Consider the following 12102-nt stretch of genomic DNA (forward strand, 5'->3'; position numbering starts at 1 on the left):
AAGGGTCTCCGGGCGTGACCACCCTGGCAACCGCGCTCGCCGTCCGCTGGCCGGGCCAGGAAAAACCGATCGTGGTCGAGGCCGACCCAGCCGGCGGTGACCTGATGGCCCGCTTCCGGCTGTCCGACACACCGGGCTTGGTCAGCTTGGCCGCGGCGGCACGAGGCCGCAGCGCGGCTGATCCGAACCTACTTCCCCAGCACACCCAGCTTCTCCCCGGCGGCCTGCGGGTGGTGCTCGGTCCGGTCGGCGCCGAACAAGCTCGCGCCGCTTTGACGGTGCTGGCCTGGGGGCCATCGTGGCCGTTGCGTCGGGCCGCCGATCACCCAGAGACCACGGTCATCGCCGACTGCGGGCGGGTGGATCCCGACTCACCTGTGTTCCCGATCATCCGTAGCGCGGACGCGATGCTGCTGGTCGCCCGCCCCCACGACGATGAACTCGCACACGTCGCGCTCAAGCTGCAGGCCGCCCAGCAGTGGTCGCGCCGCCCGTGCTTCGTCCTGGTCGGCGACGGCTACCCGACCGCGGAGGTCTCCCAGGCGCTACGCATCCCGGTGATGGGTCGCGTGCCGCGAGACGACAAGGGTGCCGCTGTGCTGTGCGGCCAGGGCACCGGTCGACGTGGGCCCGACAAGTCCGCGCTCGGCCGCGCCGCCGCCAAGATCGCGCACAACATTCACGCGCTGGCCGTGAACAACGGCACTCGTGTTCCCCACCTGCGGGTGGCCGTTCCCGGTGAGCCGGTCTCGGCCGCGCCACTGCAACCGCTCGGGCCGCAGACCCGTAGCGGAGCGACATCATGACCCGGTCCGGCCTCGGCGACCCGCGCCTGACGGCCTCGAACAACGGCACTGGCCCGAACCCGGTTATTGCCCAGCATCTGCCTGGACCGGCGGAGCTGCCTCACCGGCCGGCAGGCGAGGCAGCCGCGGTCGAGCGACTGCGGCAGCACCTGCGCGAGGAGTTGTCCACCCAGCTCAGCCAACGCATTCGGGCTGACGAGACCGCCGGCCGCCCACCGATGGACGCCCCGCAACGCCGCCGGTTGGCCGAGGCGATCCTGACCGACGCCGCCGAGGCGCATGCGCAGGCTGAACTTCGTAACTCCGCCACCGGCGGGATGCTGGTGGGGCCCGAGGTCGAGCAGCGGCTGATCGGCCAGGTCCTCGACGAGGTCTTCGGCCTGGCCGGCCTGGAACCGCTGCTGGCAGACACCGACATCGAGAACATCAACATCAACGGCGACCGCGTCTTCGTCAAGTACGCCGACGGCCGCCGCAACCGTTTGCCACCGGTCGTCGGCTCGGACACCGAGCTGATCGACCTCATCCGCGACCTGGCCACCCGCTCCGGGGTGGAAGAGCGGCGCTTCGACCGCGGCAGCCCGATCGTGAACTTCCAGCTGCCCGGTGGCGAGCGCGTCTCGGCGGTCATGGCGGTCACCACGCGGCCGTCGGTGTCGATCCGCCGGCACCGGTTCGCCAAGGTCACCCTGGCCGAGCTGCGCGAGAACGGCACCATCGACCTCGCCCTGGAGAGCTTCCTGAAAGCTCTGGTGCGGGCCAAACGCAACGTTCTGGTCACCGGCGGCACGGCGATCGGCAAGACCACGCTGCTGCGCGGCCTGGCCTCGGCCATCCCGTCGTGGGAGCGACTGATCACAATCGAGGACGTCTTCGAGCTCGGCCTAGGCGAGGACGCCGACGCCCATCCGGACGTGGTAGCGCTGCAGGCCCGCGAACCGAACATCGAGGGCCAGGGCGAGATCTCCCTGTCGGACTTGGTCTGGCAGTCCCTGCGGATGTCGCCGGACCGGGTCATCGTCGGCGAGGTCCGCGGCCCGGAGGTCATCCCGCTGACCAACGCGATGTCCATGGGCAACGACGGCAGCATGGGCACCCTCCACTCCTCCAGCAGCCAGGGCGCGTTCACCAAGCTGGCCGCCTACGCAGTGCAAGGCCCCGAGCGGCTGCCGATGGAAGCGACCAACCTGCTCGTCGCCGCGGCGCTGCACTTCGTGGTGCACCTGGAGAAACCCCGCGACGATCCCAGCAAGCGGGTCGTGTCCTCCATCCGCGAAGTCGTCGGCGCCGACGGCGCCCAGATCATCAGCAACGAGGTCTGGCGCCCCGGCCCGGACCTGCGAGCCGTGCCGGGTGCGCCGCTGCGCACCGACACCGTCGACCTGCTCGTCGAGGCGGGCTACGACCCGGACCTGTTCGAGCGGCGCGAAGGGTGGTGGACGCCATGACCACCGCCGCCGCCCTGTTCGGCCTGCTCGGCGCCGGTGTGGCCGTCGGTGTCCTGCTCATCGTCGCCGGACTGCGCGGCCGGTCCGCCCGCGCGGCGACGCCGTCGCGGCTGAGTGCCTGGCTGGCGGCACGGCACGACCGCAAGCTGGTCGGGTGGCTCGTCGTGGCCGTGCTCGCCGGCTTGGCTGTCGGCGCGGTCACCGGCTGGGTGGTCGCCGCCATCCTGACCGCGCTCGCGGTCGTCGGCCTGCCGCGGATCCTCGGCTCGAACGTCGACCACAAGCGTCACCTCGAACGCATCGAGGCGATCGCCGGCTGGACCGAGATGCTGCGCGACACCCTGGTCGCCGCGGCCGGTCTGGAACAGGCCATCCTCGCCACAGCCCCGGCCTGCCCCGAGGCGATCCGCGAAGAGATCACCGAACTGGCCGTCCAGCTGGAACGCGGCGAACGCCTCGCGCCCTCGCTGCGCCACCTTGCCGACCAACTGCGCGACCCCACCGCGGACCTGGTGATCTCCGCGCTCGTGCTGGCTGCCGAACACCAGGCCCGGCAACTGGCCGACCTGCTCGGCGAACTCGCCAGCGAGGCACGCGAGCAGGCATCCATGCGGATGCGGGTCGAAGCCGGCCGCGCCCGCACCCGGACCAGCGTGCGCGTCATCGTGATCACCACGCTGTCCTTCGCCCTCGGGCTGGTGCTGCTCAACCGCGGCTACCTCGCCCCGTACGACTCGGCGTTCGGCCAGATCATGCTGCTGTTCGTCGGTGCACTGTTCGCTGCCGCTTTCGCTTGGCTGGCAAGGATTGCACGTCTCCGGGAGCCCGAAAGGTTCCTCACCGAGCTGGGCACGATCCGTCCGCACGACGCCGACGTGGACGTCGATGACCTGCTCACCGGAAAGGGGGCGTCGTCATGATCAGCGCGTTGCTGTGGGGCGCCGGGCTCGGCGTCGGATTGTGGGCGCTGGTGGTCTACGTGTTCCCGCCCCGGCCGCCGCTGCGAGCGCTGGTCGACCGGCTGCACGCGACCCCCGCGCCACCGCCGATCCTCACCGCGGACTCCGACGGTTGGGCCTTGCGCGTGGGCCGTCCGTTCATCAAACCGCTGGCGGCACTCGGGTTGCCCAACCGCAAGCTGCGCAACGACCTCGCGGTCACCGGCAAGAGCATCGAACACCACCTGGCCGAGAAGGCCACGTTGGCGCTGACCGGACTGGTGCTGCCGATCCTGATGCACCTCCTGCTCGTCGCGGCCGATGTCGGTCTCGGCTGGGAAGTCCCTGCGGTCGCGAGCCTGCTGTTCGCGCTCGGCGGGTTCCTGCTGCCGGACATCAGCGTCCGGCAGGAAGCCGAGCGGCGCCGCTCGACCTTCCGGCACGCGTTGTCGACCTATCTGAACCTGATCCGGGTCCTGCTGGCTGGCGGCGCCGGAGTCGACGGTGCCTTGTCGGATGCGGTCGGTATCGGCAGGGGCTGGGCGTTCCAACAGCTGCGCCGTGCGCTGGTCACCGCCAAGCTGACCCGCACCACACCATGGTCCACCCTCGGCCAGCTCGGCACCGAACTCGACGTGCACCAGCTGTCCGAGCTCGCCGCCTCGGTCAGCCTCGCCGGCACCGAAGGCGCCCGCGTGCGCGCCAGCCTCGCGGCCAAGGCCGCCGCGCTGCGCACGCGCGAGCTCACCGACGCCGAAGGCGACGCCCAGGCAGCCACCGAACGAATGAGCCTTCCCGTGGTGATGCTGTTCGGCGGATTCCTGATTTTCATTGGGTTCCCGGCACTCGCGAGCGTGCTGGGAGGTCTCTGAGTTCCACAAGAACTGTCCATACCGGACCCCGAATCGCAGGAGAGAAGCTGATGTTCACCGAAGTTCAGATCCTCATCGCCCGCATCCGGGCCGAGCTGGAGCGGCTGCGCCACCACGAGGGCGGTTACTCGACCGAAGCGGTCGTGGTCACCGCTTTGCTGGCTGCGCTGGCCATCGCGGTCATCGCGATCATCGTCGTCAAGGTCACCCAGAAAGCCAACGGGATCAACCTGTAGGCCGGTGACCACGATGCCTCGACGCCCCAGCCGATCCCGCACGCCGAAAACGTGCGAGCGTCCACACCGAACGCGCGTGCGGGCGGCGTTGCGCAGGCTGCGGACGGATCAGCGTGGCGCCGGCACGGTCGAACTCGTCATCGCCACGCCGCTGCTGTTGCTGCTGATCCTGCTGCTCGCGCAGTTCGCCCTGTACATGCACGCCACCCACGTCGCCCAAGCCGCTGCATCCGAAGCCTTGTCCGCGGCACGGGTGTATGGCGGCAGTACGGCCGCAGGCAATGCCGAGGGACAACGAGTCCTCACTCAACTCGGAAGTGGCCCGCTGCAGGGGACATCGGTCAACGTCCAGCGAGGACCGACCCAGGCATCCGTGATGGTCACCGGAACCGTGATCAACGTGATCCCGTTCGCGACCTTCACGGTGCACGCCGAAGCCGTTGGGCCTGTTGAGAAATTCACCCCGCCGACCGGCACCGGAGCGGTGTCACCATGACCGCGGCCCGCCGTCTTCCCGCGTTCACGCGCTCGATGCGCGCGGGGATTCATGCGCTGCGCCAGGACGAACGAGGCTCTGCTGCGGCCGAGCTCACTCTACTGACCCCGCTGCTGATCCTGCTGCTGCTGTTCGTGGTGTTCTGCGGCCGACTGGCCGACACCAAGTTGCGGATCAACGACGTCGCGCACCAAGCCGCCCGTGCCGCCACCCTGGCCCGCACCCCATCGCAGGCCACTGCCAACGCCCAAGCCACCGCCAGCGCAGCCCTGGCGTCCGCCGGGATCACCTGTCAGTCGCTGTCGGTGTCCACCGACACCCAGGGACTCAAGCCGGGCTCCACGGTGACCGTCACTGTGTCCTGCGGCGTCGGCCTCGGTGACCTGACCTCGCTCGGTGTGCCCGGCCGTCGGACGTTCGAATCCAGCTTCTCCTCCCCAGTTGATGTGTGGCGCGGCACCTCGCCGAACGCCCAGGCAGGAGGCACGCCATGAGGTGGACCGTATCGCTGCGCCGCCGAACCGGCCGGCTGCGCGAGGAGCAGGACGGTCGGGTTACTGCCTTCGTCGTCATCATCGCCCTCGCCGCTTTGCTGTTCGCCGGGCTCGTGCTCGACGGCGGGCTCGCGCTGGCCGCCAAGGTCCGTGCGATGGGCGAGGCACAGGAAGCTGCACGGGCTGGCGCCCAGGAAATCGACCTGGCCGCCTACCGTGCCGACGGCACGCTGCGCCTGGTCCCGCACCAAGCCAGCGCAGCCGCTCACAGCTACCTCGCCGCCGCGGGCCACACCGGCACCGTGTCGGTCGCGGGCAACACGGTGAACGTGACCGTCAGCATCAACCAGCCCACCCAGCTGCTCGGACTGGTCAGCATCGGCTCGGTCACGGTCACCGGAACCGGGCAAGCCCAACCGCAACGCGGAATCTCCGGAGTGCTCCCATGACCACCCGCACACGCTCGTACCAAATTCAGTGCCACAACGGGGAAGGAGACCAGGATGGCGACGACTGAAGAGATCGAACGCCGCATCGAGGAAGCCGACGCCGCCCGCAGCGCGAAGCGGGCCGCCGCGGCCAAGCGCGTCGGTGAGCTCGCACAGCTGCGGGCAGAGGTGGCCGAGAAACTCGGCGACATTGAGCGAGAACTCGGCGACGTCCTCGCTAAGTCCAGCGACGTCATCAGCGTTGACGAGCTGGCCAAGTTCACCGACGTACCGGCCACCGACCTCACCCAGTGGCTCAACGGCCGCAAGACGACTCGCCCCAAGCGCAAGCGGTCCACCGCTACCGCGAAACGGGACGCGAGCCAAGCACCGTCCACATCGAACACGACGCCGGCCACCCAGCCGTCCGCGTCACCTCAGCTCGCCGGGCCTCGCAACGGCGCGACGGACACCTCCACCCGGACTCTCACGCCGGTGACATGACGCCGCTGTCTCTGGTGGCGAAGGTGCAGCCGTAAACCTGTACCTCCGAGGAATCGAGTACGTCATGACCGCACACTCGCACTTCTCCCACCGGAAGCCGATACGGCCGAGTACAGGCCGCCCCTCGTGGTGGGCACTGGCCGCGGTGCTCCGGTTCGTGCGCGGTCTGCTCGCCCTCGTCGTCCTGCTCGCGCTCGTGGCGGGCTTGCCCTGGGCCCTGGTGCACTTCGTGGGATGGCCCCTGCCCGACCACGTGCCGACCTGGGACGAGATCCAGGCGACGCTGCTCAACCCGATGAGCGCGCAATTCCTTCTCAACACGTTGGCGGTGCTGTGCTGGATCGTCTGGTTCTTCTTCGCGCTCGACGTCCTGCGCTGCACCATCGACGCGGCGCGCGGGATCACCTGGCCGCAGGTCCGCCCACCCGGCCCGCTGCACGGGCTCGCCGCGGCCCTGATCGGCACCATCGTGCTGACCCTGCTCGGCAACCGGGCCCCGTACACGGCGCCCACCCCGACAACCGCAGCCCTGACCGCCGATCTCACGCCCGTCGCGGTCGTCGCACCGCTGACCCCAGGCCCGGCCACCCAGGCAGTAGCCTCGCGGACGGCCGCGACCGTGGTCCCGGCGACCACCTTGGTGATCGATCGCGCCGCACCGGCCCCTCCGGGCATGGTCGAGATCACCGAGGTAGTCCGGCTCCCGCACGACGGGATCTACGACAGCCTCTGGCGGGTCGCCGAGCGCATCTACGGTCCCGGCGGCGGCAGCCGCTGGCCGGAGCTGTTCCAGCTCAACCGCGGCGTGGAGCAGCCCGACGGCCGTGTGCTGACCAAGCCCAACCTCGTGTGCCCCGGCTGGAAGATCACCGCCTACATCCCCGCCTCGCCCGAACAGCATCCGCCCGGTGAGCAGCAACCGCAGGAGCCGCCCCCGCAGCCACCACCTCCTACACAGCCCGCTCCGAACACGACCCCAGCGCCGGCCACGGATCAGGCCGGCGAGCACAGCGACGATCAGGCTGAACCAGGGCTGGACCTGCTGACGGGCGTGTTCGTCAGCCTCGGCCTAGCCGGAGCGATCACGACGGCCATGGTGTCGGCCCGGATGTGGCGCCGACGCCGCTATCGCATCGGCAGCGGCGATCGCGGCGACCTGCAGCGCCCGATCGCTCCCGTGGTCCGTGTCCTGCGGGCCGCGTACGACCACGACGAAGACAGTGACCGCAGGCCAGGTGACGACGTGGAGTTCGTCGACCTGGCGCCGGCTCCACCGCGGATCCACATCACCGCCGCCGGGGCCCTGGAACCCGACGACGAACCAGTCCCCGTACCGGCGAGGGTCGGCGTGCGGGGCGGTCGCGAACTCGCCCTGAACCTGGCCAGCACCCGCGGCCTCGGTCTCGCCGGACCCGGCGCCACCGCCGCTGCCCGCGCGCTCCTGTTGCACCTGCTTACCGAACAGCAGCCCGGCAACGGCATCCGCGTGTTCGTACCCACCGACGACCTGCACCTGGTCTTCGACGGCACCGACGTCGAGACCCTGCCGTCCACCGCCCACGTCGTCACCACGCTTGACGCCGCCCTCGACGAGATGGAAGCGGCCCTGCTCACCCGCACTCGCCATGCCATCGAGGAGACCGAAACCCAACCCATCCCGGCCTCACTCGTGCTGCTCGCCAGCCCCGCACCTCACGCCGAACGCCGCCTGCAAGCCGTCCTCGACAACGGCTCCACCCTCGGCCTGGCCGGCGTGCTCCTCGGCCAATGGCGCCCAGGCGCGACCGTGCGCGTCCGTCACGACGGCACCATCAGCGCAACCAGCCCCGGTATCGGCGACGCCCTCGCCGATACACGCCTGTTCAACCTGCCCGCCACTGACGCCACCGAGCTGCTTGCCGTGCTCCGGGACGCCGAAGGCCCCGCCGACCTGACAACACCCGACTACGCAACCAGTGGCGTCACCGGCGACGAGCACGCACCGCCTGCGGACGATCACGACGTCGTACCCACCCCACCCGTGCCCGAGCAACGCTCGGTCGACGAGATGACCCAGCTCGAATCCGCCCGCCCACTGGAACAAGAAGCCGACGAGCAGCCCCCACCGAGCCGGAGCCTGCAACTGCTGGACGTTGAGCCCATCCCTGTGGATGTCCAACCGAAGGACCCGACCTCAGCCAGCCGGGATGACACCGAGGACCGCCGCACGTCCGCCGAGGACGTCAAGCCAGCCGCCGATCAGGCACCGGCTGCCGTCGAGGATTCTCCGCAGCCGAAGAACGGTGACGGGGCAGCATCGCAGCGCCCGCTGGTCGTGCGTGTGCTGGGGCGCCTGCACCTGGCCCTGCGCGGCGACGAGGGAGACCGCGAGCTCAGCGGCGTGCTGACACCGAAGCAACGGGAAGTGCTCGTCTACCTCGCGCTGCACCCCCACGGCGTCCGCCGCGAAGTGCTCAACGAGGCCGTCTGGCCCAACAGCCGGCCGCCGCGGCCGTACAACTCATTCCACAACACACTGTCCATGTTGCGCCGCGCGCTCGCCGACGCCACCGACGGCAGGATCACCAACCTCGTCCTCAACGACGATGGCCGCTACCAGCTCAACGACGAACTCGTCGCCGTCGACTACTGGCAACTCCAGCACGCCCTGCAGGCGCCGCGCCCCATCGACACCGAGGCCCAGGCTCAGCTGCACGACGCCGTTGAGCTCTACCAGGGCGACCTCGCCGAGGACCTACTCGTGCCCTGGATCGAACCGTTCCGCGAGGCCACCCGACGCGACGTCCTGGACGCGCTCGGCGCCCTGATCCGTGCTCACGGCGACAGCGACCCGGAAACCATGCTCACTCTTTTGGAACGCACCCGGAAGCTCGACCGCTACAACGAGGGCGTCTACCGCGACATCATCCGCACCCAAGCCCGCCTCGACCAGTACTCCGCCATTCCACGCACCCTCGCGCTGCTGACCGCCACTCTGGATGAAATCGGCCAGCACCCCAGCGCTGACACGGTCAACCTCGCCGACTTTCTTCAGCGCCGCGGCAGCGCCCGGCGGCCGGTCTGCACAGACAACGCTGCGGCCAGCTGAACCGTGTCCGCGTCAGTGCAGCGGTACCTCAGTCAGGCTGGTCGTCGTCGTCCTGCGGCTGATCGCCGTCATCCGGCGCCTTCTGCAGGCGCTCGAGCAGATCGCGGTGCAATTCGCCCAGTCGATCAGAGGCCGCGCCCGGTCCAGCAGGTCCGCGCTGGCGGGCGTCAGCCCCGTACACCACCGACTGCGGAACGTCGTCCTCGTCCTTGGTCCACCAGGCCCGGCGGTCTCCATCTGCCGCAAAATCCGGCCCGATGCCCGGCTCTAAATCCTGCGGACCGTCCCGGTCGACAGATCGAACGTGGTCATTTCCTGGATGGCGGCATGAAGCTCGTTGTAATGCAGCGGCCCAGCATTCAACGCCACCAGAATGGGTGTGATCCATTCCCGTTGAGCACGTGACGGAGATCCTCGCCTACACTCCGCCCCGCGGCACAGGCGAGCCCTGAAATTCAAGGCTGGAATCGCCTCCTTGCCGCTTACAGGCGCGTATAATTTCGTGCGGTACCAGCGGCCTCGATGAGAAGTGTCAAGGTTGTCAATGTTAAGTCAAACGGGGTACTCGGTGCAGCGTATTTCTGCTTAGGGCGAACCTGTGCCACCAAATTGAGTGACCAGCCAATAGATCGCAGCGTAGTCGGTGATCAGTTGTAGTGTCCTGGTCACCTGCCGGACGACGGTCCGATCCAGCTACCTGTTAGTGCGGTAGCCCACCGACCCTGCGAAGTGCCTGGTCATGCTGTCCGCAAGGGCTACCGATGTAACCCCCGACTCGGTGGCCGGCAGGCATATGAACAGTCGATTTGGGTGGGTGGTCACCTGCCGCTATTCGTGATCCCGTGGTCACCCTGACTGCGTTGCTCACCATGCGGTCGTACCCCACTTCCCGCTGTTCGATGGCAATGCATTGGCCCGACTCTCGCTGCTCCGATGCTCGGTCGCATCCCCCCTGCCGCACATTCGTCGCTGATCAACCTCGTCGAATCTGACACTTTGTATCAATTCGCGTCCGATTGTCGTTTGCGCTTGACAAGCACAGTTTCGACCGAGTGTCAATACTCAAACTTGATTTGAGTTCTCTCGGGTGAATCGCATGAGCTGAACGAGGACTAGACGCGCTCGCGATTCGCCATTTCTCTGCATTTCGCCATTCATAAACCAGAAAAGCAAGAGGGAAGCTGTCCGCTCCGCTGGTGTCGCCGTGCTGGCCGCTATGGCTCTTCTATGCCCGGTTCGGACAGTCAAGGCCCAGGGGTCGGCTGACTCTGTGCAGCTCTGACCAGCGACTTTGCGCGACGAGGTAACGGAACGATAACGACGGGGCTCCTTGGTCTTGCAAAGTGTGGACCGAAGGTGTGTACTTCTACATGTCGACTCCACACAAGGAAGTCAACAGATCAAACCGAGAGGGTGAGGACCAGGGCACGGCGTTCCTGCGAGCTCTCCGATTCGGTCAGTACCTCCTTCCGGGTGTCGGGATGACAGTAGTCCCGTAAAGCGCGGGCAACGGCTTGGGCCGTGCGGACAGCAGCGAAACCGTGCAGAGCAGCGTGAAGAACGACGCGTAGCCAAACGCGCATTTCTAATTCTGGAATGCGTAGTAACTGTGCTTGCAGCTTCGCGACGTAAAGCTCTTGCTATAAAGCGGAGAAGCGCGCATAAATGGCATGCCTGCCACAGGTATGTCCCCAAGATAAGTCAATGGTGGTCTAGCACCGAAAAACGTCGCAATGTGTAGGCGTTCGGGGTTGTATTAGGCGGTTGCCGACATTGGGTTTCTCTGGCTTGAGAGCATCGCTCTCGCCTGCCTGTAGCACGCCAAACCCTTACGGGCATGGTTCCTTGCATTGCGCACTAGACATAACGGCTTATCCCAACAGTGTTTAGAGATTCAGGGAATGTGCCATCGAAACGCGCAACCCTCACCCGTGAGCAGTGCCGTATTGCCCGGATACAGGATGTGTCCCCTTTGCGGAGATCTCACAACGGAGAGGGTTGCGCGTTTCGGTGCCAGTTCACAACTGGTCTGAATCGCTGCCAGTCAACCACTTTTCGTACACGAAATGGAGTACCGCCATGACTATGTCTCTGATCGATTGGTCCGCCCGGATTAGCGCGATGGCGGACGCTCTGTCCGTTCCGGACGGTGGTTTTTCCGTCAAGCCTGACGACGGTTCGGACGTCCGTACCGGCTATGCGGTTGCTGTGCATCCGGAACACGAACGCGTTTTCGATGGTCCGGTGACCAGCAGCGACATACACGAGTACATCGCGCAAGCGAAAGACGCTCTTTCGCGGCCCGGTCGCGTTCTCGGCGGATGGCGCGACCCTGCGACCGGTCGCGTCTACCTGGACGTTTCCGTCGTGACCGCGGACCTGTCCGAGGCAATGACCCTCGCGCGGGAAACCGCCCAGGTCGCCATTTTCAATTTTTCCGCCATGGAATCCATTCCGGTCACGGTCGCGGCGTGAGTCAAGGAGTGGAACCGATGAGTGCAGTCATCGTCATGATCAGCGACGGACAAGCGCGACGCATCGCGTCCGAGTGGCATAGCGGTATGTCGTCCGCTCTGTATTCCCTCGCGTCATCGGGTGCGATTGACCTTGACCACATGCGGGATGAAATCTCCCGTGAGCTGTGGCAATTGGACGTCGGAGAAGTGCGACGCGAATTGCTCGCATTGGACAAATATGTGCGAACGGCCGGCGCGCATCCCGCGCAATCGAGATGGTCCTGCTTGTGGGACGACTCGCCGGTAAGCGTGAATCACACCTAAGAGGACTGAATT

The 12102-nt window shown here is 67.3% G+C and carries 13 protein-coding genes; 12 read left to right on the forward strand and 1 reads right to left on the reverse strand.

What is annotated here, in order from left to right:
• Nucleotides 1–14: 14 nt before the first annotated feature.
• The 10 genes from GC106_RS34045 (at nt 15) to GC106_RS34090 (ending at nt 9310) form a co-directional block, all read left to right on the forward strand.
• Nucleotides 15–806 carry a CpaE/TadZ family protein gene (locus GC106_RS34045; RefSeq protein WP_312873095.1) on the forward strand — a complete coding sequence of 264 codons (792 nt, stop codon included), beginning with the start codon at nt 15–17 and terminating at the stop codon, nt 804–806.
• Nucleotides 803–2254 (forward strand): TadA family conjugal transfer-associated ATPase, encoded by a 1452-nt coding sequence (locus GC106_RS34050; protein WP_173139091.1) that lies wholly within the window; start codon nt 803–805, stop codon nt 2252–2254. The genes GC106_RS34045 and GC106_RS34050 overlap by 4 nt, the downstream gene beginning before the upstream one ends.
• Nucleotides 2251–3174: a type II secretion system F family protein gene (locus GC106_RS34055; RefSeq protein WP_173139102.1), complete on the forward strand. Its 924-nt coding sequence runs from the start codon at nt 2251–2253 to the stop codon at nt 3172–3174. Before GC106_RS34050 ends, GC106_RS34055 begins: the two co-directional genes overlap by 4 nt.
• Nucleotides 3171–4064, forward strand: coding sequence for a type II secretion system F family protein (locus GC106_RS34060; protein WP_173139113.1), 894 nt, complete (start codon nt 3171–3173; stop codon nt 4062–4064). The genes GC106_RS34055 and GC106_RS34060 overlap by 4 nt, the downstream gene beginning before the upstream one ends.
• 50 nt (nt 4065–4114) lie before the next feature.
• Complete coding sequence (locus GC106_RS34065; RefSeq protein ID WP_173139115.1) at nt 4115–4300, forward strand: hypothetical protein; 186 nt, start codon at nt 4115–4117, stop codon at nt 4298–4300.
• Nucleotides 4301–4376: 76 nt separating this feature from the next.
• Nucleotides 4377–4796, forward strand: coding sequence for a TadE/TadG family type IV pilus assembly protein (locus GC106_RS34070; protein ID WP_312873096.1), 420 nt, complete (start codon nt 4377–4379; stop codon nt 4794–4796).
• Nucleotides 4793–5290 (forward strand): TadE/TadG family type IV pilus assembly protein, encoded by a 498-nt coding sequence (locus GC106_RS34075; RefSeq protein WP_246367474.1) that lies wholly within the window; start codon nt 4793–4795, stop codon nt 5288–5290. Before GC106_RS34070 ends, GC106_RS34075 begins: the two co-directional genes overlap by 4 nt.
• On the forward strand, nt 5287–5739 hold the full coding sequence (locus tag GC106_RS34080) for a pilus assembly protein TadG-related protein (protein ID WP_173139117.1): 453 nt from the start codon (nt 5287–5289) through the stop codon (nt 5737–5739). Before GC106_RS34075 ends, GC106_RS34080 begins: the two co-directional genes overlap by 4 nt.
• A gap of 54 nt (nt 5740–5793) precedes the next feature.
• The gene (locus GC106_RS34085) at nt 5794–6222 is read left to right on the forward strand and encodes a hypothetical protein (protein ID WP_173139119.1); all 429 of its coding nucleotides are present in this window, start codon (nt 5794–5796) and stop codon (nt 6220–6222) included.
• A gap of 64 nt (nt 6223–6286) precedes the next feature.
• Nucleotides 6287–9310, forward strand: coding sequence for a BTAD domain-containing putative transcriptional regulator (locus tag GC106_RS34090; protein ID WP_173139121.1), 3024 nt, complete (start codon nt 6287–6289; stop codon nt 9308–9310).
• 28 nt (nt 9311–9338) lie between these two features.
• Here GC106_RS34090 and GC106_RS34095 read toward each other — a convergent pair whose 3' ends face one another.
• Nucleotides 9339–9698: a hypothetical protein gene (locus tag GC106_RS34095; RefSeq protein ID WP_173139122.1), complete on the reverse strand. Its 360-nt coding sequence runs from the start codon at nt 9696–9698 to the stop codon at nt 9339–9341.
• A 1697-nt stretch (nt 9699–11395) separates the two neighbouring features.
• Between GC106_RS34095 and GC106_RS34100 the strand changes: the two genes are divergently transcribed.
• Together GC106_RS34100 and GC106_RS34105 are read left to right on the forward strand one after the other, a co-directional pair.
• Nucleotides 11396–11785 (forward strand): hypothetical protein, encoded by a 390-nt coding sequence (locus GC106_RS34100; protein WP_173139123.1) that lies wholly within the window; start codon nt 11396–11398, stop codon nt 11783–11785.
• Nucleotides 11786–11802: 17 nt separating this feature from the next.
• Nucleotides 11803–12090, forward strand: a complete 288-nt coding sequence (locus tag GC106_RS34105) for a hypothetical protein (protein WP_173139124.1) — start codon at nt 11803–11805, stop codon at nt 12088–12090.
• Nucleotides 12091–12102 lie beyond the last annotated feature (12 nt).

Source organism: Kibdelosporangium persicum (assembly GCF_013280595.1).
GTDB classification, from domain to species: Bacteria; Actinomycetota; Actinomycetes; order Mycobacteriales; family Pseudonocardiaceae; genus Kibdelosporangium; species Kibdelosporangium persicum.